The sequence below is a fragment of the Pseudoalteromonas sp. AOP31-A2-14 genome (assembly GCF_052378035.1).
In the GTDB taxonomy this organism is placed as follows: domain Bacteria; phylum Pseudomonadota; class Gammaproteobacteria; order Enterobacterales; family Alteromonadaceae; genus Pseudoalteromonas.
This window is the reverse complement of record NZ_JBQSXI010000001.1, coordinates 375148-399042: the sequence shown is the minus strand read 5'-3', so window position 1 is coordinate 399042 and position 23895 is coordinate 375148. Positions and strand designations below refer to the sequence as shown.

General features: G+C 35.0%; 21 protein-coding genes. 1 reads left to right on the top strand and 20 read right to left on the bottom strand.

The features are described 5' to 3' along the window. Positions 1-6 precede the first annotated feature (6 nt). The 16 genes from ACT3S9_RS01805 to rfaH all read right to left on the bottom strand — a co-directional run bounded on the left by ACT3S9_RS01805 (position 7) and on the right by rfaH (position 16773). Positions 7-894, bottom strand: a complete 888-nt coding sequence (locus ACT3S9_RS01805; protein ID WP_444750689.1) for an ATP-grasp fold amidoligase family protein — start codon at positions 892-894, stop codon at positions 7-9. A gap of 45 nt (positions 895-939) precedes the next feature. Next, a complete protein-coding gene (locus tag ACT3S9_RS01800; protein ID WP_444750688.1) occupies positions 940-1236 on the bottom strand; it encodes a glycosyltransferase in 297 nt (98 codons plus the stop codon). A gap of 239 nt (positions 1237-1475) precedes the next feature. Beyond that, complete coding sequence (locus ACT3S9_RS01795; RefSeq protein WP_444750687.1) at positions 1476-2213, bottom strand: ATP-grasp fold amidoligase family protein; 738 nt, start codon at positions 2211-2213, stop codon at positions 1476-1478. A gap of 119 nt (positions 2214-2332) precedes the next feature. Then, positions 2333-3415: a glycosyltransferase gene (locus tag ACT3S9_RS01790; protein ID WP_444750686.1), complete on the bottom strand. Its 1083-nt coding sequence runs from the start codon at positions 3413-3415 to the stop codon at positions 2333-2335. A gap of 52 nt (positions 3416-3467) precedes the next feature. After that, entirely contained in the window at positions 3468-4514 is a 1047-nt protein-coding gene (locus tag ACT3S9_RS01785; protein ID WP_444750685.1) for an EpsG family protein, read from the bottom strand. A 468-nt stretch (positions 4515-4982) separates the two neighbouring features. Continuing rightward, positions 4983-6104, bottom strand: coding sequence for a CDP-glycerol glycerophosphotransferase family protein (locus ACT3S9_RS01780; RefSeq protein WP_444750684.1), 1122 nt, complete (start codon positions 6102-6104; stop codon positions 4983-4985). Positions 6105-6140: 36 nt separating this feature from the next. Further along, positions 6141-6530 (bottom strand): glycerol-3-phosphate cytidylyltransferase, encoded by a 390-nt coding sequence (gene tagD / locus ACT3S9_RS01775; RefSeq protein ID WP_444750683.1) that lies wholly within the window; start codon positions 6528-6530, stop codon positions 6141-6143. Then, positions 6530-7525, bottom strand: coding sequence for a glycosyltransferase family 2 protein (locus ACT3S9_RS01770; RefSeq protein ID WP_444750682.1), 996 nt, complete (start codon positions 7523-7525; stop codon positions 6530-6532). Before ACT3S9_RS01770 ends, tagD begins: the two co-directional genes overlap by 1 nt. Positions 7526-7552: 27 nt before the next feature. After that, positions 7553-8680: a polysaccharide pyruvyl transferase family protein gene (locus ACT3S9_RS01765; protein WP_444750681.1), complete on the bottom strand. Its 1128-nt coding sequence runs from the start codon at positions 8678-8680 to the stop codon at positions 7553-7555. Continuing rightward, positions 8680-9057: a hypothetical protein gene (locus ACT3S9_RS01760; protein WP_444750680.1), complete on the bottom strand. Its 378-nt coding sequence runs from the start codon at positions 9055-9057 to the stop codon at positions 8680-8682. The genes ACT3S9_RS01765 and ACT3S9_RS01760 overlap by 1 nt, the downstream gene beginning before the upstream one ends. Before the next feature lie 18 nt (positions 9058-9075). Continuing rightward, on the bottom strand, positions 9076-10062 hold the full coding sequence (locus tag ACT3S9_RS01755) for a nitroreductase family protein (RefSeq protein ID WP_444750679.1): 987 nt from the start codon (positions 10060-10062) through the stop codon (positions 9076-9078). A gap of 7 nt (positions 10063-10069) precedes the next feature. Then, positions 10070-11605 carry a hypothetical protein gene (locus ACT3S9_RS01750; RefSeq protein ID WP_444750678.1) on the bottom strand — a complete coding sequence of 512 codons (1536 nt, stop codon included), beginning with the start codon at positions 11603-11605 and terminating at the stop codon, positions 10070-10072. Positions 11606-11932: 327 nt separating this feature from the next. Further along, entirely contained in the window at positions 11933-14167 is a 2235-nt protein-coding gene (locus ACT3S9_RS01745; RefSeq protein WP_444750677.1) for a polysaccharide biosynthesis tyrosine autokinase, read from the bottom strand. Positions 14168-14182: 15 nt separating this feature from the next. Beyond that, entirely contained in the window at positions 14183-14617 is a 435-nt protein-coding gene (locus ACT3S9_RS01740; protein ID WP_192542882.1) for a low molecular weight protein-tyrosine-phosphatase, read from the bottom strand. Between the two features lie 13 nt (positions 14618-14630). Beyond that, a complete protein-coding gene (locus ACT3S9_RS01735; RefSeq protein WP_444750676.1) occupies positions 14631-15749 on the bottom strand; it encodes a polysaccharide export protein in 1119 nt (372 codons plus the stop codon). Positions 15750-16290: 541 nt separating this feature from the next. Beyond that, positions 16291-16773: a transcription/translation regulatory transformer protein RfaH gene (rfaH, locus tag ACT3S9_RS01730; protein WP_444750675.1), complete on the bottom strand. Its 483-nt coding sequence runs from the start codon at positions 16771-16773 to the stop codon at positions 16291-16293. A gap of 292 nt (positions 16774-17065) precedes the next feature. Between rfaH and ACT3S9_RS01725 the strand changes: the two genes are divergently transcribed. Further along, positions 17066-18436: an MBL fold metallo-hydrolase RNA specificity domain-containing protein gene (locus tag ACT3S9_RS01725; protein ID WP_444750674.1), complete on the top strand. Its 1371-nt coding sequence runs from the start codon at positions 17066-17068 to the stop codon at positions 18434-18436. Between the two features lie 642 nt (positions 18437-19078). Here ACT3S9_RS01725 and istB read toward each other — a convergent pair. From istB to wecA, 4 genes are all read right to left on the bottom strand, one after another. Further along, positions 19079-19831: an IS21-like element helper ATPase IstB gene (istB, locus tag ACT3S9_RS01720; protein WP_208835222.1), complete on the bottom strand. Its 753-nt coding sequence runs from the start codon at positions 19829-19831 to the stop codon at positions 19079-19081. Next, on the bottom strand, positions 19824-21317 hold the full coding sequence (gene istA / locus ACT3S9_RS01715; protein WP_443490040.1) for an IS21 family transposase: 1494 nt from the start codon (positions 21315-21317) through the stop codon (positions 19824-19826). The genes istB and istA overlap by 8 nt, the downstream gene beginning before the upstream one ends. Before the next feature lie 130 nt (positions 21318-21447). Then, positions 21448-22212 carry a glycosyltransferase family 2 protein gene (locus tag ACT3S9_RS01710; RefSeq protein WP_441994877.1) on the bottom strand — a complete coding sequence of 255 codons (765 nt, stop codon included), beginning with the start codon at positions 22210-22212 and terminating at the stop codon, positions 21448-21450. Between the two features lie 126 nt (positions 22213-22338). Beyond that, positions 22339-23391: a UDP-N-acetylglucosamine--undecaprenyl-phosphate N-acetylglucosaminephosphotransferase gene (wecA, locus tag ACT3S9_RS01705; RefSeq protein ID WP_444750673.1), complete on the bottom strand. Its 1053-nt coding sequence runs from the start codon at positions 23389-23391 to the stop codon at positions 22339-22341. Between the last annotated feature and the right edge of the window lie 504 nt (positions 23392-23895).

Sequence of the window (23895 nt, the reverse complement as noted above, 5' to 3'; positions counted from 1 at the left end):
TTAAAGTTAAAACTCATCCCAGTACTGTCCCCATAATTTATCTACGCCCTTAGAACTCATAGGTTCCCAACCACTGCCGTGGCAAAATGTAAGTTCTCCAAAATAAATAACACCATCAACATTATACATATCAACCCTCACATACCTAAATGGGCTAGCAAGTTGCTTGGCCAGCTTTATTAAGGTTTTCATATTATCAGGAAACTGATAATTACTACCAAGGGTGTCGTATTTTGGCTGAATATTATAATTCAACAGTTTTAAATCTTCGCTATAAAGAGACCGTTTGTGGTTTTCAAATCGATCAGCATCAACCTGAACTATTACTTTTACATCCCCCTCAACCTTTCCTTGAAATATATGCAACTTAAAATCAGAGAGGTAACTGCCGTCTTCATGTTTTATCAGTTTCTCAAATATAACTCTTGGTAATTCTATATCGTAAAAGTGTTCATCAACAATATTACCTACTTTAATTTCTAAAAAAGCATTAAATTTTTTGCATATTTTTTCTAGGTCGAGATCCGCTTTATTTTCAACAATAAGTACGTTTTCTCCACCTCCACCATTACTGGTTTTCATGACAAAACTATTAGGTAAGTTATCAAAGTCACTGACTTTTAGATAAGTAACATTTTTAATTAAGGGGATTAAGTATTGTTCACCAATTGTTTTCTTAACATGCTCTCTAACAGTAAATTTATCTACAAATTTTGAAAGCTTACTAGGTTTCACAGTAAACTTTCTAACTATCAACTTCTCACTAAACGCTTTTGGCTGTCTGAAATTAGGAATATATTTATGTGTTATTAAAAATCGTAGATAAGTATAACCTCTTGGTCTAATTAAAAAGCGGATAAAATCCCGCATTAAATATTTAAGTTTATTTTTCATACTAAATCACTTATAACTGCACTAAACATATTTTCTGTCTACTATTTAATATAAATTTTTAAAAAAGCTTTCACTGAATACAGGGTAATCTTTTTCATTATTTAATACCCCGGAAATATAGCAATCAAAACCTGAATCAATATATTCCTGATAAAAATTATCAACTGAAAGTTCAAGCTCATCCAGTTTGATATAAAAACTATTCATACCATTTTTGGTATACTGAACCATCTCGCCTACAGGGTTAATAACAGGAATTAAGCCAGCTTTTATCGCCTGAAAGCAAGTAATGCACATACCTTCATATAAGCTTGTTTGGAGAAAAAATGAGAACTGAGACATTTTTTTTCAACTTCAATAGGGTTTAACTCACCACAATATTACACAACACTTTCTAATTGCAATTCTTTAGCATGCTTTAAAATATCAGACAGATCCCCATCATCTCGCCCAAACAGCGTAAACTTAACTGAATCTGACGTTTTATTTTTTAATAGCTTTATAAATTTTAATGCATCTCTCAAATTCTTTTGTGAATGAGAATAACGACCGATATACACAAAAGACAACTCACGATTTTTTTATTTCATTACCTGCTTATTGAACGTTACATTCATAGGGACAACAACAGAGGGAGTCTTGGATCGCTGTTGAACAACCTGTAAGGTTTTTTTAGAATCACAAAATATCCTATCTACCGTGCACTCTATAAGTTTATTTATAAAAAAATCAAATCTATCGATATCTACTTGTACTATAATCTTTTTACTGCCACCTTTTCCAAAGCAGTAAAACTTATAATCTACAGGTACCTTTCCATCATTTGAGAGTAATAGTTCCTCTACAACTATTGAAGGCGGAATATCTTTGTATTGCTTTTCAAAGCCAGAGTCATAGTAATTTTGTGAGAGCCACTTTTGCACTTTGCCTTCTAATAACTTGTAATCTACATTATTTTTATTAAATACAATCTCGCTCCAACCACTACCGTGTGCAGCCTTTAAAGCAAAAGAGCTCAGTAAATCCTTGTAACCCGTTTTAAATTCTTTTAATGAATTAAAACGCGCAATTAAAGGTATTAAAATATCAGCACTGGCCTTACTTTCCACGTAACCTCTAACCGCGTATTTATCAGCACAAATTGTCATTTTAGGGCTGAAGTAAGACAGCTTGTATTTTAAAAATTTCTCAGAAAAAGTGCTTGGCGTATCTAGATTAGGCCATTTTTTGTGTTTATAAAAAAACCTTAACTTATTATAAAAACTAACACTAAAAGCCATCGAGCACGCTTTAGTTATAAGCTTTTTTCCTATTGTCATTATTACTTCCTAGTTTTATAAATTACAGAGGTGCATGTAATTAATTTATTTGATAAAAACACATAAACTCCCCAAATCCAACGTTGTATTTATGAATAAGCCAAAACATTAATTAAACTTTATAGTGACATATACAAATCTACATGATTTTTAGCACTAGTGGTTATACTTAGAGAGTTTATATGTGCTTTAAACTCATCAGTATCATATTCATAGCTATTTTCGTTATTTATCTCTTTTAACATAGCTTCGATTAAAGCACTTAAATTATCTTTTTCAATCAGAGTTCCATATTTTCCAAATGACAGTATTTCATCATTAGCACCCACATCTGAAGCTATAATAAAAACCTTTGCCATGAGAGCCTCTATTAGTGCAATAGAAAACCCTTCTAGTTTGGAAGGAAGTAAAAAAACATCATTTTCAGATAAAATAGCAGGGATATCTTTTTTAACCCCATGAAAAACAAAATAATCACCTAACCCTAACTTATGAATTTTACTTTTTAGCTCTTGCCTTAAAGGACCATCGCCAACAATATTAATTAAAAAGTTAGTTTTTTTTATAACATAAACCAACTCATTAACTGCATCAATTATTTGCATATGATTCTTCTGATCAGTCAATCTTGAGATAGTTACAAATTGCACAATTTTATCTCTTTGATGTTTCTCTACTTTAGAGAACCTTTCAAGCGCAACACCATTTACAACTTTGCACACGTTCTCCTTTGCTATAACTTTATACATAGAGTTACTAGCTTCATTACATATAGAAATATATTTATCTATATTCTTTCTAATAAAAAACTTATGTATGAAAGGAAATTTTAAAAAGTTAATGTGTTGAGTAAAGACATGCTTTTTACTTCTCCAAAAAGTAGATAAATAAACACTCCAAATTAACAAATGTGAGTGAATAACATCAGGTTTCAGCTTTTTAATTACTTCATTTAGTGTAAATAAAATAGTAAAGGGGCGCCTTCTTGCTTTTTCACCCACATGAATAACTTGCACCTGTTTTTCATTTAAGTATTCAATGATGTTTTTTTCGTACTCTGGGTCTTTACCAACATCTTTTGCATGATCAAGTACAAGTATAGTTACTTCATGACCTTGGGCTTTTAGCTCAACACTAAGATCTGCAACAAACTTTTCTGCACCACCAATTCCAAAAGATGAGACTAATTGTAAAATTTGCATTCTATTCCATTTTGTAGATGATGTATTGGGTTTAAATTTAAAGCTAACATCTTTAGCTTAACCAATAGTTAAAATATGAATCAAACTGATACTGCTTTTGATATTTTGTAAAAATAGTCCAAATAGCAAAAACAAGTAGAGAACTTAAAAATAAAATAAAGTTACCATAGGGCTTTAAAAAACGAGCATTAACATTAAAATTACGCTTGCTTACCAACATCCAACATAAGGTATTTAGTAAAATAAAGTAATAGGCAAACCGGTCGGCAATTGTTGACGACAACATATTAAACAACATAACAAGCGGAAACGAGCAGATAACAATAAATACCAATCTTTGCTCAATTAACGAAAATGTTTTAACTGTGTTTATGTGTAGTAATAACAGCACTGTTGGAACGAGCAAAAACACCGCCCTTAAATAAACGCCAGAACTCTCCATTGTAGAATCAATGTATTGGCTATACCCTGTTAACATAGAGTAAATAATAGGCGGAATGATTAAAGCAAACAAAAGAATGGCATAACGCTTTTTATGCTCAATAAAATATAAAGGAGCAAAACACAAAACTGATGTATGAAAAGACCCTGCTAAAATAATAAAGACTAAAAATTGATTTTTTTTGTTATTTATTAAGCAAGCAACCGCATAAATAAATACACTTAACGCTACCCCTTGGCGAGTATAATTAACGCCCGACATAACCAAATGATAAGGGGCGACTATAGCAAAAAAATAAAAAGGATTAACTCCTAATTTTTTTGCAGCGAGTAATGTAAACATAATAAAAAGTACGGTTGATAACAATATTACCGTAACAATCCCTGCATCTACATAATAAGCAATAACATTAAGCGCTTTGTATCCAACTTCAATAGTGTTCAAAGACCATATATCAGCCACCTGTCGCTCGTATACTCTTATATAATTAAACCAATCAACACCAACCTCAAACCTAAAGCCATATATTAATGAAAAAACACCTATAGTGAGAATAATAAGTTTAGGTTTATCATTATTTACATTCTCACTTGCCAACCTTTCATACAATAAGCCTAACAGTAAAAAAGCAAAAATTGTTAAGTAATAAATAGTCATTTATACATATCTCAAGGGCACTTCTTATTTAAAAAATTAACTACAGCTCAGAGAGTAATTGCTTCCAGTTTTCTATAATTTCTTCACCCTAATATTGTAACGCTTTGTGTTTACTTTTAGCACTGATACTTTCACATAAATCAGTATCATTAAGCCTTCTGCTAGTTGCTCAACATTATAACAATCAACTAATATCGAATTAATATCGCTTAGTATTTCTTCAGAGTCTCTACCACAGTTAAAACTAATACAGGTAAAAAAGCTAAGCGTCCTAATAAAACCATCGGAAAACCTTCAAAGCGAGAGCTCAAGCAAAATATTGCTGCTTGCTCATAATACTGTGTCACATTGCTGTATTATCTACTAACTCAACATTAACACTTAAGCCATTATAAATTATAAAATGAGCAAGCATTTCTCGCTGTTGAATCATTAGATTGGCATTTATTTTACAAAAACTCTCTAACTTTATAGTTGCTTACATTTATTAAATAACTCAACATTCCCTGAACTTCGCTCTGTATAAAATAAATTAAGAATTTCTTTTCTCTTATTAGAAAAATCAGTAAGGTTATTTTCACTAAATATACTTGTTAAATTATTTTGGAGATCATGCCAATTAATGACCTTCAAACCAGGTGTAACTTCCTCATATTTATAAAGAAGCCCTCTATTTGATGTTTTATTATACCACTCGTAATCAGGTATAAAAAACACCACATCCCTATCTAGGCTTAAATAATCAAAATAAATAGAAGAGTAATCAGTAATTAACACTTTTGCTTGGGCTAAATAATCTTGCACATCATCAAAAGGGGAAACTAAATGTATATTAGAAAAACCGCTCAAATCTGGAAATTCTGCTTGTACATAAGGGTGCATTTTAACAAAAAAATTATAGTCAAATTTAATTAAAGCATTATTAATATTTTCAAGTTCCTCTAGAGTAGGAAAAATGTGTTCATTATAATAGCCTTGTGTCATACCATCTCTAAAAGTCGGAGCATATAAAATAGTTTTTTTGTGATTTGCTTTTGAGATTAAGTCGTTAACTCTAGGATATGTGCCTATAAAAAATTTATTTCGATCTATTTCATATAAATTACTGAACAAGTCAGCGTCAGTAGGGCTCGTCACTAAAAAAAGATCAGGCTGACTTTTAATATTAAAATATTTGCGATATTTTCGTTCAGCTGATTTACCCATTTTTTTGAGTGGTATGCCATGCCAAAGTGTAATTAACACTTTATTCTTGCTAATAAATTTATATATATCATTTCCAATATGACTATGTGTACAAAGAATATATTTAGCTTTCGCTAATAACAAAAAATTTTTAATATCATAAAAATAGATTACAGGAATATCTTCAGATAAGAGTTTCTTATAAACATCTTTGTTTTTAGTTACCCAGTAACAATCTTCTTTTTGGTTCGCTAACATCCATTCAAAAAAATATTTGGAATTATCTGAATAATTATTCCCTCCTTGCGATCCAAAAAGCCACATATTCTCTTTGTTTTTTACAAATAAAGAGAATATGAAGATACAAAAAGAGTATGCGATGTCTATAGTGTTTTTTAATTTCACGGTGCCAAATCTTCTATATTGTTATTGATAAAAAGCCTACACTTTCATGTCACTTTTAATTTTGGTGGTAGATATTTCAGGGGTTCTCGTTAGATAAACCACCTCACAGCTTCCTTTTAGAAAGTCAAAATCTCCTTCCCAGTCATTACCCATTACGAACTTATCAACTTTGTATAGCTTTACATCATCTACTTTTTGTTCCCAATTATTTTCAGGAATAACTAAGTCGACATAACGTATTGCTTCTAGCAAGGATTTACGCTTATCGTAATCAAAATAGCATTTTTTCTTCTTAGAATTCCAATTAAACTCATCTGTGCTCAGGGCGACTATTAAATAGTCTCCTTGCTGCTTAGCTCGACGGAGTAAGTTTATGTGGCCGTAATGTAGAAGATCAAAAGTACCATAAGTTATTATACGTTTCATTATATTGAACCACCATATTTAAGATTTAACCATCTATTCATAAAAACTTTAAAAACCTTAGGGCTTAACTTCAAAAGTAATAAAAGCAGTTTATTTTTTATAGGTAATGTTTTACTAGTAATTATGTTTTTATAGGTGAATAAGTTACCGCCCTCTTTTGATAATAGATGCTGTATATCCATATGACAATTCTTCGAATATTTAACAATATTAATTGCACAGTCAAATATAAAGTTATTTAAGAAATGGTGTGATAGATGGTCTTTATACTTAGAGTTATCACTTAAGTGCTTATAGTAAAATTTTTCCACTTCTAAATATATATTATAGCGATCATCAATATAAGACTCAGGAAAGCTATTCATAGTTGACCCTGTACGTTGTACATAGTTATATAATACAGAATCAATACTAATCATTGTTTTTTGATACATAATTCTAAATAAAATATGTACATCTTCATAAGTTCTTATTAATGGATTGAACCTAAAGTTATCAAAACAATTAGCTTTAAATATCTTATCCCACATGTAATTTGATATACTTCTATACGACAATAAATAATCTTGCTTTGATAAATATATGGGTAAATTATTTTTATAAACTTTTATTATTTTATCATTTTCATCAATAAAATTGGTATTACACATACATATATCAGCATCAGAACTGATAATACTTTCAGTCATTACAGATAAATAATTTTGATCGTAGTAATCATCACTGTCTAAAAAGGTTATATATTCCCCTTTAGCATTATCTAGAGCTAAATTACGGGCTGTACCTTGGCCACCATTTTCTTTTTCAAAAAATCGAAACCTTGGATCATTACCGATTTTTTGCTTTGCAAGCTGTATAGAGCTATCAGGGCTACCGTCATCAACTATTAGAGCTTCGAAATTAGTATACGTTTGCTCTAATAGACTCTCCACACACTTTTCAATATATGCTTCTACGTTGTATACAGGGATTATTACGCTTACTAATTTTTTCATATTTAAATACAACTCATATCCATTGTATTAATTTAGGTATTTATGTATAAAATTAACTGAGTCACTTTTCAAAACATTAAGTTTTTCTTTATCAACTGGTTTAATATTACTCAAAATACTGTAATCAATATTGTTAACATCATAAATTAAATGTTCTTCAGCCTGTAGTTTATTCAATAAAGATTCAAATCTTGCAGCACCACGCTTTTTATTTGCGATAACTAAAAATGGTTTTTCAAACATAATTGAAAATACCATACCATGAAAAGAATCTGTAACAATAAATTCTGCGTTAGCAAACGATGCTAGCCAATCTTGCACTGCGGGCATTTTATAGTCTTGTAAGGAGCTACTCGCTAAGCTACCAAGGCTACATTTAGCTTGGCATTTAAATACATGAGTATTTAGCTGCTTGCTTACATTTTCAGCAACGGCCATTTTAGCTTGGCTGCTATCTAAAACATAAGTGAAAACCCCCTCTCCTTTACCTCCTTTAAACTTACTACCTAATAACTCAATATAATCTTCTTTAGTTAGTAAAAGCGTTGGGTCTAAAACACATTCACTTTTAACATTTAAATGTTTTTCACATAGTTCAACGCCTGATTCTTCGCGCACCGATATAGCGTCAAATAAAGCAGCTAGTTCAGCACACTTATCCGTTTGCTCGCTACTATACTCCCAATTATCAACACCAAAAGAAGAGGCGTAGGTGATTTTTTTAATGTTTTTATTATGCTTTAAAAAATCCAGATAAAAATTATATATATTTGGTGAATATCGAGGACGCCAAGTTTGATCACTGCCAACAACGACAACATCGTAGCTATTACTATCAAAGTGCTTATTTAAAGCAGCGTCATTATCAACGTATTCCGACATTGATATGTTCTGTTTAATAAACTGTTGTGTATGCTCTAAAATATAAGGTAATTTAGCCTCAAGGTTGATTGGTGCTTTTCGTTTCCCGGTTAATTTTTGAAGGAAGCGATACGGTAATCTAGCCATTTTTCGAAAAATGCTCGATTCGGCATAGTTGTAATCTATCGTTGTTACTTCATGCCCTAAATTACGTAATACTTTTTGCAAAGCATAAGCTTGCATCATGCCACCGTAATTTTTGCCTAGTGGCTGGGTCATTATCGCTATTTTCATTATTTCCTCAAAATCCGTGATATTAAACGTTCTATAAAATGTTTAAAGCCTTTACGCCTAATATGGGTAACTCTTGTCATTAAACTCAATTTTTTAAGTGTTTTTTTCATCTCAGCATCAAATGTTGCAGCATTTTTTGTGTTTTTCCAAATTATTAGGCTTTCACTTCTTGTACGTTGTCTTAATTTTTGAAGCATAGTTATATCTAAAGATACTTTTTCTTTTCCGTACCTTTTTTCAGATACGTTAATGCCTTTCTTTTTGGCTTCTTTTAATCTTACATAAAGCCCTTCATGACGATGGTTATAACTACCTTGTTGTGACGCTCGCATTGTATCGGGTGTAATTGCTTCAATATAAAGTTCAGAGTTTGCCATCCCTTCGGAATTAGAGCTTTAATGACCAGTAAATATCTCTTCTGTAGGATTCCTTGGCGAATATGCCACTTCATAATTTTCCAGTAAAGATCCTACACCAATCATCATAATTAGGCGCTCATTATAAGGGATACCTGCAATTTTTTTTACCATACTTTCTCTAACAAAAGGATAGCAAGTATTTAAACAACAAGCTCCTAAACCTGCAGCATGAATTGCTAGTAATAAGTTCATTGAAAACAGCCCACCATCTATGAAGGCTTGATTACTTTCAAACGAAGTGAAGGCTTTAACATCACTAGTTACTATCAACAGTTTATCAATGACATCTGTAAAACCAGCATTACCATTCTGATGTGAAAGTAAATTTGCAATTTCTTTTTTATCACTATAACAATGTACTTTCCAGCCTTGTCGGTTACATACAGAGGGCGCACTCTTTGCAATATCGACAGCAGAAAATAAAAGGCTTTCTGGAACTGGAGAGGAAGAAAAATTTCTAACACTGACTCTACTTTTAGCAAATACATTAAACTCCTCAAGCGTTAAAGCTGAAGAAGATTCTTTTTCCTTTTTTTTCACTCCACCGAAATCACCTATATTACCTTCCTGAATGAACTCCATAACAGTCGATTCAAAGTCACTACTAAAGTAATGTTGTTTCGACGCATTAAAATTAAGGTACTCGATAAGTGTTTTCCTGACAGCTGATGTTAATTCATCGGGACCAAATAGTTTTTCATATTTTTTCGATTTTTCAATAACATCTAAAATTTTCGGCTGCCCAAAACCTAGTCTTGGCTTTGGTAACGCCAAGCCTTTTTCAATAATATGATAGTGTTTAGTCAGATAATACTTAAGGTGTTGTTTATCTTCTTTTAATGAATTTTCTTTAAAAGAAAATTTTAAATGGTGATGCAGGTCAAGAATTTTAGTAAAAACCTCGCCTAAAGGACTTCTAAAAAAGAGAAAGCTACGAGCTTTGCGTATAATAATGTTTTGCATATTTTACCTATAGTCGAGATGTAATTTGGCTTGATTTTTTTAACAAAAAGTTACGTTCTTGTTTCTCTAATCCAAAAATAGCAATAGCAACTAAAACGCATATTGAAATGATGATTGACCCCCACCAAAATCCAAGGCTTTTTGAAAAAAAGGATAATATAAAATAATATAATGCTGATGTAAAACTTATGATTAATAAGCTTCGTATGACGACTCCAGTGAAGAATTTTACAACAGAAAGTTCAATCAATTTTTTAAGAATTACTAATCTGGCTAATAAAGCGAAGATAGAGGTACAAACACCTGCTAATACAACAATGTAAGGTTCACTTCCTATTTTTAGAAGCAAGTAAGATAGAGGTACATTTAATAGTAAAATCCCACCAACTACTATTTGGTATAACTTAATCCTTCCTGTTGCTTGCGCTGATGTTATTAATGGCGCTGAAATCGCGTCAATTAAAATGTTTAATATCATAAGCTGTAAGAATATAACTGCATAATCGGGAACTGAGCCAAGCCAAGCTTCCAAAACCAATTCAGTATTGATAACCACAGGCATAGATAAAAAAAGCAAAACAAAAAAGTTGTATTTTGCCCCGTAACATACAAGTTGATGCATAAAAGCTATATCATTTTCTGCATAAGACTTAATTATTTGAGGATTAACTGCAACCTGTATATTCTGGACAAAACTATTTAGTGCTGCAGAAACCTGCATAGCAATCGCTCTCGCTGCATTTACCGCAGGCCCAAAGAAAATATTAAGTAAAATATTAACACCTTGGCCACTCATGACAGCTGCAACATTCCCCCAAAGATTCCAACCAGTATACGACATCATTACTTTAAAAAGAGTTTTATCCCAATAAAATTTAAATTGCGAGTCTTTAAATTTACTATGACAATATGCTCTGTAAATTAAAAAAATAATTAAAACGACACAAAGGCTCAAGAGTGCATATAAAATTAGTTTGTCGAAACCGAACCAACCAAGCATAAATACAATTAATAATTTAAGCATCACGTCAAATATGCTAACCCAAGCAAACACGCTCATTTTTTCATTAGCAATAATCAAAGCGTTATAAGGCACACTAATAATTGTTATCATGAATGACACTAAGCTAATATGAAAAACCCACTGAGCAGCTAACATTCGGTCTGGAGGTATAGTCATTTGTGTTTTCACAAACCACAAACCAATTGTTTCACCCAGTATTAGCACAACTAACGCGATCAATATGTGAATATTTATACTCATGCTAAATATACCAGGCATATCTTTTTCACCAGACTTACCTAGTTCAAACGCTAAAAATCGTTGCGTTGCAGAGGACATCGCACCATGTAAAAAACCTAACATAGTAACAAAACCAGCAACCACATGATAAATACCAAAATCGTCAACACCCAGAGTTTGTAAAACAACTCTTGAGGTATATAAGGCAACACCCATAGTCAGTAGCATGCGGAAGTACAACATACCTGCATTTTTAGCCATGCGTTTGTATTTAGTGTTTTGTGACTCGACTACTGACATAAATTTATGACTATTAACCTTGAGGTATTGATATTAAAATATAACTTCATTATTTCTTAGTTTTTACAGCGACTAGAGAGGTCCCCTTTTACTAAAAAAGCTTTAAATAAGTAGGTTGTATTTCATGACTTTTGAAAGCGAAATCTGGGTATAATTACAATACTAGCTCAGAAATAAATTGAATTTTTGCAACTTAGCATCTCAGCTTTATTACAACCCACTGAGACACTTTTTTCTAAATTGAGACAGTCAATTTAGACTATCTCATTGTAATTGCTTGTTTTTATACTTTTTATAAAAAGTGCCCAATAGGCACCCAAAATATTTTTATTTTTTATCACTTTCGTAAGCGTAATTATAATAACCGTAATAGCCGTAGGCATTGCTAGCTTTTTTAATTACACCATTAAATACTAAGCCTTTTACATCTATACCATTTTGCTCAAAGCGATTTCGTGTAAGCTCTACTTCACGTAAATGACTTTGCCCAAAACGAGCAACTAATAAAGTAGTTCCTGCATGCGCACTCACAATTGCAGGGTCGGTTACTGCAAGTATTGGAGGAGTATCAATAATAATAATGTCATAAGCTCCGCTCACATCTTCAACTAATTTACTAAAGTTGCTATGCATTAATAGCTCTGAAGGATTTGGCGGTATTTGCCCACGGGTAATAATACTTAAACCTTCAACCTTGGTTGGTTTAGTAACTTGCTCTATATTTAAGCGGCCAGATAGGTAATCACTTAGCCCATCTGCCCACTTTAAACCAAACTGGCTCTGCAAGTAGCCTTTACGCATATCGGCATCAATAATAAGTACTTTTTTACCACTTTGTGCAAGTACTGAGGCTAAGTTAACAGATATAAACGATTTCCCTACACTGGGACTTGGCCCTGATATCGCAATAATATTATTTTTAGACTCCATCATTGCAAAGTGTAAACTGGTGCGTAAGCTACGCAGCGCCTCTATTGATAGATCAGCAGGGTTATCAACAGCAAGTAATGACTTTTCATTTACTTCTTTATGCTTCCTTTTTCGTGCTTTAGCAAAACCAGTGAGTTTATCTTGGTGCTCAGAGTAAGGTACACTTGCGTAAACAGGCAGGCCTATAGCCTCAATATCATTGGGGTCTTCAATTCCCTTATGCATCGCTTTTTGTATTAGTACAATCGCGACACTCAGCATCCCCCCTAACATCGTGGCCATAACCACTATTAATGCTTTTTTGGGCTTAACTGGTTTTGAGGTATTTACCTCAGCGTAATCAATAATACGTACATTTCCTACAGTTCCTGCACGTACTATATCTAGCTCTTGAGTTTTAGCGAGTAACATTGTGTAAATTTCGTTACTTACTTCAACATCGCGCTTTAAACGTAGTAGCTCTTGTTGAGTTTCTGGTAGGTTGCCTACTTCACCTACTAGCTCTTGCTTTTGGTTTTCAACTGCTTCTATTTGCTCAAGCATACCTTGATAGGTTGGGTGGTCTTTTTTAAATTTACGACCCAGCTCTAATCGTTTTAGGTTTAGCTCTTGTAGTTTTGTTTCAAGCTCAACAACTTGTTCAAGAACGCCTTGTGTTTCTAGCGTTATATTTATTGATTGACGCTTTATTTGGTAGTCGTTAAAGCGTTGCTCTGCGTACTCTAATTGCTTTTTAATTTCTGGTAGTTGAACTTCTAAAAACTCAAGCGACTTTTGTGCCTCGGCACTATTACGCTCTACATTACGGCGTACGTAAATAGCAGCAACTTTATCAAGCACCTTTTCAGCGTAATTAGGTTTCGTATTTTGCAGGCTTAAATTAATAATTCCTGAGTCTTTACCTTTTTCACTCGCGCCAATAGCACTTTGCAAGTTTAAAATAGTATTTAAACGATCTTTGCGAGCTAAAATAAATTCAGTGCCAGCACGCGCATTCAAACTGCGAATAGTTAAATTAAACTTACTATTAGTAAGTTCTTGGCCAACTTTACCCGTTAAAACTTCTTCGTTATCACCATTAATTAAAGCAATACTGTTATTTTCCTGTGCAACCAGAGTAAAACCTTGGCCAATCGCTGAGCGCGGTACATCAAACCTAAATACATCGATGCTTTCACCGCCCCAAGCATAACTTTTTGCACCTAGGCTTGGCTTTGCAAGTTCACCTTCATTCATAGGGGTAAACTTACGAAATGCACGACTACCAATAAACGGAAACAATTTGGGCTCTGCAGTTATATCAAGCTTTAATGTATCAACCGCTTCACCTATAACTGAACGAGATTTAAGTAGCTCTATTTCGGTTACTGCAGCTGATGTACTTTCGAACATGCCGGCCATATCGTCGAAACCAGGAACTGATGCGCCGCCGTCTTCAACTTGTATCATGGCTGTTGCTTGGTAAACAGGGGTGCTTAATACTGCATAAACAACACCTGCAAACATAAATAACGCGGTTACGGCGACTATAAAATATTTGCGATCGAGCAATGCACCTAGTAGCGCCAGTAAATCAATTTCTTGCGTGGCCTGTGTGTTGTTATTACTTTTATTATTAGGCTGGGTATTCATTAAATTAGCCATTCCTTATAAATACTTTTGCCAAGCGCTACAGGCGCTATCGATTAATGTGTAAACATGCTCAAAGGCCTCTTGGCTTTGGCGGTAAGGGTCGGGTATTTCTTTATCGCCAATCCACTTACCTAGCAAAAAGGTTTTGCCGCGGGCTTCAGGGTAGCGGGTGCATAAGTCGCTTAGGTGGCGTTGCTCCATCACTAAAATCACGCTATTTTGCGCAACTAAACTTGTGCTAATTTGCCTACCTTGATGCTCACTCATGTCAATACCATTAACGGTAGCAATTTGCTGCGCAACTGCGTCAGCAGGTTTGCCTTCAAGGGCGGTTAAACCCGCCGACGATACCGCTACGTTTTTACCTACTAATTTATTTTTTAATACGTATTCAGCCGTAGGGCTGCGGCAAATATTGCCCGCACACACCACTAATACAGAATCAAACATCTTTTATTAACCCTTAATTAGTGTTAGCTACGTCGTTAACTGCATCAACTGTAGAAATTGATGGTAATAGTAAACTAATTACACGGTTCCAACGAGCAAGCGGTGCAGAGGTTACATACACAATATCGTGTGGTTGCAATTCAAATTGCTCGGCTAATACTAGCGCTGCTACATTTTTTGCATGCAACTGATACACATCGGCAATCACGCCGTCAGTTTCAAGGTTGCGTTTACGCAGTACAAATACGCCATTAGCATCGGCTGTATTTTCGTTTAAACCACCAGCATCACTAAGTGCTTGCGCCAAGTTTAAACCATAACGATTAACCCCCACTGTACCTGCGCGTTTAACATCACCTAATACAAACACTTTTTGTAAATCGTTGCGATTTACGTGCACTATATCACCGTGTTGTAGTAAACGATTTTGCGAAATATCACCATGGGCATAAAAATCATCAAGTTTAATAACTTCAGTTTTATCGCCACGGATAAATGTCACTGTGCGCCAATCGGCAGCTTCAGTTAAGCCACCAGCTTGGTTTAGAGCATCAATTAAGGTCAATGGTATTTCGGTTACAGGGTATATGCCTGGCTTATTTACTTCACCGGTAACGTAGGTTTTTTGGCTTTTAAAACCAACAATTTTTACATCAATCTGCGGTTCTTCAATAACACGGCTTAAACGCTTAACTAATTCTTTATGTACTTCGTCTACTGTTTTACCTGCAGCGGGTATATTTGGTGCGTAGGCGAAAGTAATGGTGCCATCAGCTTGCACTCGAAAACCATCAAATTCTGCGGTACGTTGCACTGCTGCAGGAATAGTTAGTTCAGGATGATCCCATACACCAATTGTTAACACATCCCCCACACCTAAACGGTATTCGTAATTAGATGCATCAATACCATCAAGGCTTGAAGGCTTGATATTTTTTGCTTGAGAAAGTTTTTGCTCATTAATAAGTGAAGAATCGATGATTTGAATGTTTACTTTTTCAAGGTCTTGTTCTAGGTTTTTTGTTTGTTCACCCGATTCGATTCCTTCGAAATGGCTACCGGGGATGATTGTACAACCTGTCATTGTTAGCAACGTGAGTGATGCTACAAGTGTTTTATAGCTTAGCGCCATTGTTTATTCCCAAAATAATATTAAATTCTAAAACTTTCAGCTTAGTTATTGATATGTGCTGTTATATTTTCGCTGGCTAATTAAAGCATGTGCATTATTGTGAAGCAACATCCCTTGCTTTGTAATAAATTTGTAACCAAGCTTTTATTAACACTGACATTATATCAGCATTTTCATAAGGTCTTTATGAATAAATTCAATTAATAGCTGTTTTAGTAAAAATAAATTCATTCATCATTAATAGTACAAAAAAGTGAATGTGAGGTAAATCAGAAGCTTCTTAAACAACTACTTAAGGCTGTTTACTTCCCTAAAGCGAAGCGGTCTCTTAATTTATTTTTCCCCCTACAACAAGCTTTGCTCGTTACAAAAGCAAAGCCGCACCTAACTCGCAAATTAAACACATGGTTTTAGCATTTTAGGCACGCTTCCGCCCTTAGGTTACAGTCCCTATTTACTGATATCCTATGTACTAATACATATTCAAATTTATATAAATATTCTATTAGTCAGGGTTTGTGTTTTTAGTTTTTAAAATCTTTTATTTAGCAATATCTTTATTATCGACACTTATTTCAATTTTTTGATTGAGTAAGTTAATTAGTAAAATACTGCGCAAGTCGCCATCAGGCTCTTTGTATATCGCTTGTATATTGTTAAATGACTCGTTATTAACACTTATTACATCACCTGTTTTTGGTATTTTTGATTCTATAGTGTGCGAACGTTCATTTTTTAGTTGATTTATTATCTGCTTGGAAACTAATTGGTAATTTGCTCCATAAGAAACAAAGCCATTTATTCCACGGGTATTTTTTACAGCAGAAAAATTACCATTTTTTGATTTAAGGCATACAAATAAATAATTAGGGAATAAAGCCGTGTGTTTGACAGTCCAACGCCTTTTAACCAGCCTTTCAGTAGTTAATTTGGGGTAAAACGCTTCAATTCCTTGATTTTTTAAGTTGGTTTTAGCCCGCTCTTCTTGCTTAGGTTTGCATACGACTAAATACCAACACTCCATAATAGCTCTTAATACATAACTAAATTGTAAAAAATACAATTACAAACTAAATAAGGGAGGCATTATAGCCAACATAAAGTGCCTATGTAAATATTGTGTGGCAAACTAATTCCGTTCAGTGAGTTTGTTTTTTGCAGAAGTTAAAGCATAAGGGCTACGTAAATTTACACTAACAAGTTGTTATTTATTGGGCGATGATTGTTTATGATTGTTTATATTTAGAACCTTGAATATTTATAGCTTTACCTCTACCTTAAAATTCAATATAACAAATTGATAGCAAGGAAGCATAATGCAAATACTTCACCACGGAGCGGTTAATGGGGTTACTGGTTCATGCCACGAATTGGTTATTAACCAACAAGCAAGTGTGTTTATTGATTGCGGGTTATTCCAAGGCGAAGACTCTAAAGCCGATTTATCAATTGGGTTTAATATAACCCATGTTACTGCGCTTATTGTTACCCATTGCCATATAGATCATGTTGGTCGAATTCCTTACTTATTAGCAGCCGGTTTTAAAGGGCCAATTTTTACAAGTATTGCATCAGCCAGTTTATTACCTTTAGTAATAGAAGATGCTTTAAAAGTGGGCGTAACCCGCGACCCTAAAATTATAGCCGCATGCTTAAACTTATTAAAAAAGCAAATAGTTGCAGTTGATTATAAAGCGTGGTTTGAACTACCTTGCAAAGGGTTTAATAAAGCTAAAGCGAGATTTCAGCGTGCTGGGCATATATTAGGCTCCGCCTATATTGAAATTGATGTTACAAATAGCGATAATAATAATCATCGTGTTGTATTTTCAGGCGACTTGGGCGCGCCGTATACTCCGCTACTCCCCTCACCTAAACCGCCCTATAAAGCCGACACCCTCGTTATTGAATCAACCTACGGCGATAAAAACCACCAAGGCCGTAAGGAGCGCACTAAAGCTTTAAAAAGTATTATTGAACGCGCAGTAACCGATAATGGTGTTGTTGTAGTACCTGCTTTTAGTATTGGCCGCACACAGGAGTTGCTATACGAGCTAGAGCAACTCATACATAGTTCATCTAAAAAGTCTAAGTGGCGAGACATTCACGTAATACTCGACTCCCCTATGGCAGCCAATTTTACTGAGCAATACAAAAAGTTTAAGCACCTATGGGATAGTGAGGCAAAACGCAAAGTTGCAAACGGTAGGCACCCGCTCGATTTTAAAAATCTAACGACTATTGATTCACACAAGGATCATATAGCTATAATTAACTATTTAAGTTCGCGGCAAACACCAGCCATTATTTTAGCTGCAAGTGGTATGTGTAGCGGTGGCCGAATTGTTAATTACTTAGGGCGATTCTTAAATGATAAAACCACTGATGTATTATTTGTAGGTTACCAAGGCCGCGGCACGCTCGGGCGAGACATCCAAACCTATGGGCCTAAAAATGGTTATGTTTATATAAACGATACACGTATCACTATTAATGCAAAAGTGCATACCATTAGCGGTTACAGTGCTCATGCCGATCAAAATGGGTTAATTAAATTTGTAACCGGCATGCGCAAAAAGCCTAAGCTTATAAAAATAGTGCACGGCGACGAGCAAGCCAAGCAAGCGTTAGCTCAAAAGTACAAAGAGGTGTTAGGTATGGATGTAAAAGTCGAAATAGCAAAATAGATCAGACAATCTCACATAGGAGCGGTTTAAGGTACGAAAAGGTTACTGATTTTTAATCGTCTCGCGGTGATTAATTTCGACTAAACAAGTCGCGCAAATAAACTTTCTCTGCAATATCACTCGGCTTATCAACCATACGGGCTTAAACAACCATATCAGATATTTGCTTAAATTCATTAAAGTACTTTTTTACTTTTCTGTGAAACCAACAAGTACTGTTTATTTTATAGTTATTAATATAGAGGCATTAATACAGAACACATCTGAGGTCACAGCTTTAACTGATTATTTGGTATTAAAGTAATTTGTTGCAGGACGTAATCCGTAGGTGTAGCAATAATAACAAAGCTTACTTTTGTATAAACTTTTAACTTATCAGTAGTAGCAATAAAGTTAACCGACTTATTTAAAAAACTCTTACCCTTAAACCCTATAAAGGTAAATATTTATTGTTCAGCAACGCTATTTTTTGCTCATCTATAAAGAGTAATAATCTGACTGTTTAGTGCTAATAACATAACGTCAAACAAGCCTACCAATCCTACGATAGTACATTTATAATTATTACTAACACTTTCCTATCTAGCGTCAATTAACTTGGCCGGTTCCGCGTCAATTATCTTGGCCGGTTGACACCGAATTTTATTTGCTCTTATTGAGCGCTGTTTTGCGTCGGTAACTTTCACCTTCGCAATGAATAATCGTTGCATGATGAACCAAGCGATCTATTGCCGCTACAGTCATCGTTGAATCATCAAATAGTTCATCCCATTGTTCGAATGATTTGTTTGATGTGATGATCATGCTGTGTCGCTCATAGCGATGGGCTATCAATTCAAACAGCACGCTCGTTTCCTGTTCCGTTTTTCGTACGTAACCAACGTCATCAACGATTAATAAGCTGTATTTATCGAGCTTTACAAGTTCGTCTTGCAAGCGTAAATGTCGCTTTGCTTGCTGGAGTTGTTGAACAATCGCTGACGCGGCAACAAACTTAACTTTATGGCCCTGCTCGATAAGGCCATAACCGATACTACTGGCGATATGCGTTTTACCAAGACCACTGGCGCCAAATAGCAATATATTGCCACCGTGCTTCAACCAATCCGGCTGATTTATTAAATCAGCAACAAGGGGCTTACTAACCCCATCAACAAGGGTAAAGTCGAAGCTGCTAAGGTGTTTACCCACGGGCAATTTTGCATCTTTTAAAAGCCGCTGAAGGCGTTTATCATCGCGTGTCGCAAGTTCAATATGGCACAGCTCAGATAAGTATTGCTGTGGGCTCCATTGTTCTTCTATCGCTTTTTTGCCCAGGGTATTCCACTGTTGAAGCATGGTGCTAAGCTTTAATTGTTTCAGCATTAAAGGTAACGAGGCCGTGAAGTTATCCATGTAGACCTCCCGGTATCATGCTGCTATAAGCGCTCAAGCTGTGTTGCTTTATTGTTATTGTGGGTATGTTTGATGCAATCACTAAAAATTGCGCTTCACATTCTCGGATGGCCGGTAATTGTCGCTGAGTAATTGACGCTGCTACAAATCGTCCTAATTGACGTTCGCACCCACTTTGTTTTGCTAAATGGAGCAGTTTTACCATGTAATAGCTCGCTTCATCCGCTAAAAGGTGGGCATTAACGTATTCCCAAATAGCTTTGTAATTGTCGCTTGGAAGTAAGTCGTCACGTAGTTGTGAGTAGCGAAATGCCAATGGTTTTTTAACCAGTGCGTCAATAACATGCAAGTAACTAATATTACGTGCACGGCATCCTTTAGAAGCATAGACACGCGCTAACGTTTGAACTAAATCGCTGCCATAGTGCAGCTCTAAACGGTTGTCATATAAACGAACCAGTAATCGGCTACCAATAAGGCGTGACGGGACGCTATAGGTAACACGTTTCAATGAAATAGTACTCGTACGTGACACCGTTAGATAATGCTCGGTGTAATTGACGCTCATCGTCCGTGGTAAAGCATGTAATTGTCGCTGCTCTACTGCGTATTTATCACTTACACGGCGATTACGGCGAGCTACAATGTCGGCAACAAACGATTCATAGACTTCTCTTGTCTGAAAGTCATAACTACCACGGATTTTTAATGCTTGCTCCAGTTGCGATTTAAGATGCCCATGAGGGCTCTCAATAGCCCCATTTTCATGCGCAATACCGCGGTTATTGCGGGTCGCTTTAAAGCCATAATGGGTGACTAATTCATTAAAGCGCTCTGTAAAATCGTTATCATTAGTGTGATTACGATAGGCGGCACTCAGACTGTCTGTACGCACTTCTTTAGGCACACCGCCGGCTGCTTTAAATGCGTTTTGCACGCCATCAGAAAAAGCAGCAAAGCTTTCACCGCCGTAGATCACTTGGGCGTAAGCCCAGCCACTGGCGGGCATACGATAATGAAACAACATATGCTTTAAGGGTTCACTAGCAATGGTAACGGGTGACTTCACATGTGTAAAATCACACATACCTAATAGGCCATACTCGTGTGTTTGCAGGAATACGACCTCTTTACTTGAGCCATACAGTGCCCGCCATTTATGAATTCGACGCTCTAATGTACGCCGTGAGCTAGGGTTAAATTTGTCGGTGTGAAACTCGCAAAGGTGATCAAAAATTCCCACCGGAGTTAACGTTGCATCACCTTGAAGTAGAGGGACAACAATACTGTCCCAGATAGACTCAAGTGGATCTATACGCGTTCGCCATTGGCGTTTATTAGACAATGGCTGCTCATCCAGTTTATCAATGCGCCTTGCTGAACGTTCTGAAATACCTGCTTTCGCAGCCGCGATAACTTGGCTATTACGTTTTCTATGTTTCATATAAATAGTGACCTGCTGATCAGTGATTCGTGTTCCCGGCACAGTGAACTCCTCCGTTCTGCTGTACCGAACCTTATCAGATCAACCGGCCAAGATAATTGTCGCTAGACCGGCCACCGTAATTGTCGCTTAATACTTTCCGTTATTTTTACTCGAAAATTAAAAAATACACTTAACATCTAAATATAGCTCTGTATGCATAAAACATAAAACATACTGAAGATTTTATAAACCCTAACTTCTCAACTCTTCGATAAATAAGCCATTGTCTCTTTGATTTTTTGAATTTATTTCTAGAGATTGAATTACTCACAATTCTGTATAATGTATAAGTACCCCCGATACAATATGCATTCGCTCCTTCTTTTAATAGTTTTAACCAAAAGGCATAGTCTTGACCAGTTCTTAGATCAGGCATCTGTAGGTCTTCTTTGTTAAATTGATCAATTTTTAGTATCACAGTTGAACAGCCTAACGTTGCTTTCTTTTTCAGCATATCTTCGTAATTTACAAAGCCGATGTTATCTTTATCTACTGTTTGCTCTAATGGTTCACCTTGCTCGGTTATTAAACTATAACCGGTAAAGCTAAATGCTAACTGCTTTGCTTCCATTTGACCAAGTTGTACTTCTAATTTATCTGGAGTCCAAATATCGTCACTATCTACAAACGCGAGAAACTCTCCAGTCGCGTGCTTGATACTATTATTACGAGACTTAGCCGCACCGGAGTTTTTATTATTCTTAAAGCATTTCACTCTTGGATCTTTTTTAACCAATTCAGCTAAAATAGATAAGGTTTTATCTGAGGAGCAGTCATCAGTGATGAGCCACTCCCAGTTATTACATGTTTGATTTAGTATGCCTTGGTAGGTATCTAGAATAAAATCTTCGGAATTATATGTAGCGGTGATTATAGAAACTTTTATATTTTTCAAAATATTAAACCATAAAATAGTAAATAACTTTCCTATTTAAAACAAAATATCATTAGGAATTGAAGTTGTTGAGTTTATTTTTAAAGCGAAGTGGCTAATCACTACTTATAATAATTGGTACTCATATTATATAATCTGGGCATTTTTCTTCTTGCGAATCCATGCAACAATGCGCCAAATATGCATTAGTAAGTTGTTATAGATCACAAATATAGTCAGAAAAACGAGCAGCATAAACCATTCAGGTGCACCTAAAGCCTCCATTGATGCCCCTGCACTTGCAATACAAGTTGCAACTAACGCGATATAAAATAATGATTGTTTTCGAGAGTACCCAGCCCTTTCAAATATATGGTGCAAATGCTCACGGTCTGGCTTAAACGGTGACTTACCCTTTTTTATTCTTCGATACATTATTGCAGCCATATCCATAAGAGGTATAGCTATAAAATACAAACATGTAACAGGGTTAAAAGCCTTATTCTCAACCTGGGTACCCACTATTAACAACCATACGACAGAGAAGCCAATTAGCATGCTGCCAGCATCACCCATGAAAATTTTATTAACGCCTTTAAATGGCCAGCGCAAATTGAATACCAAAAATGCACTTAGTGATGCCATGAACAATAAAGCGAGCAAATACCAAGAATTTTGCTCTGAAAACAGAAACCAGCTAATAAAGCCGAATGATATAAAGCTAAGAGTACCTACCAACCCATCAATACCATCAATCATATTAAATGCATTAATTGCTGCAATAACAGCGATGCAGGTGAAAACGATAGAAAAGCCACCCAACTTTATATCCCCAGCGCCGCCTAGATTCCCAAGGTCTGATATTGATAAACCAGTGAAATACGCCATTAAAAAAGAAAGTAAAACTTGGACTGCAATACGGGATTTTACGGACAAATCATATTTATCATCGAAAGCTCCCAACACAAGCAATGCAAAAGCTGCGAAAAGAAAGAATTGGAGCTGAAGGTTTAAGTCTAAAAATAATACAGAGCTAAATGCTGCACCAGAAAAAACAGAGAGCCCTCCAATTAAAGGAATGGATCCATTATGGTTCTTTCGATAATTAGGTTCATCTACTAAACCAATACGAAAAGCAAAAGGTTTCATTAATAAAATTGAAATAAAACTTATGCAGAATGAAAAAATAATCGCCGACATTTTAACCCTAGATATAGCAAAGTTTAGTTCTGAGACCATCAGAACACATCCAAAAAGAAAATACTGTTACAATATGTAAACCAAAATAACTACAAAGCTAAAAAAACGTGCATTATACATAAAAGCCTACTTTTTAGAAGCTTGTTAAAAAAGGACTTTGATACAACTGTTTCTAATTGAGCGCAATGTTGTGGGGTAATCTCCTTGGACTTATAATTGTTTAACCCTGCGATGAAGGGCTGTTTCACCAGCGTCTAGTGAACGAGCAGCTTCTGGAAATGAATATTCATCAGAGATTAGTTTTTTTATAAAGTTTAAATTCTTGAAAAAGTGCCACGCTATTTTGTCATAGAGCATCTCTGCTTGAGTGGCAATAATACCACCTAAATGATTTTGCGGTTTCGTTGAGTCACAAAAACAAGCCTAACTACTAAGTAATAAGTGAATATTTATAATAATTACCTAAATTCGGATAATAAGTGCAATTTCTCAGATTAGATGGCC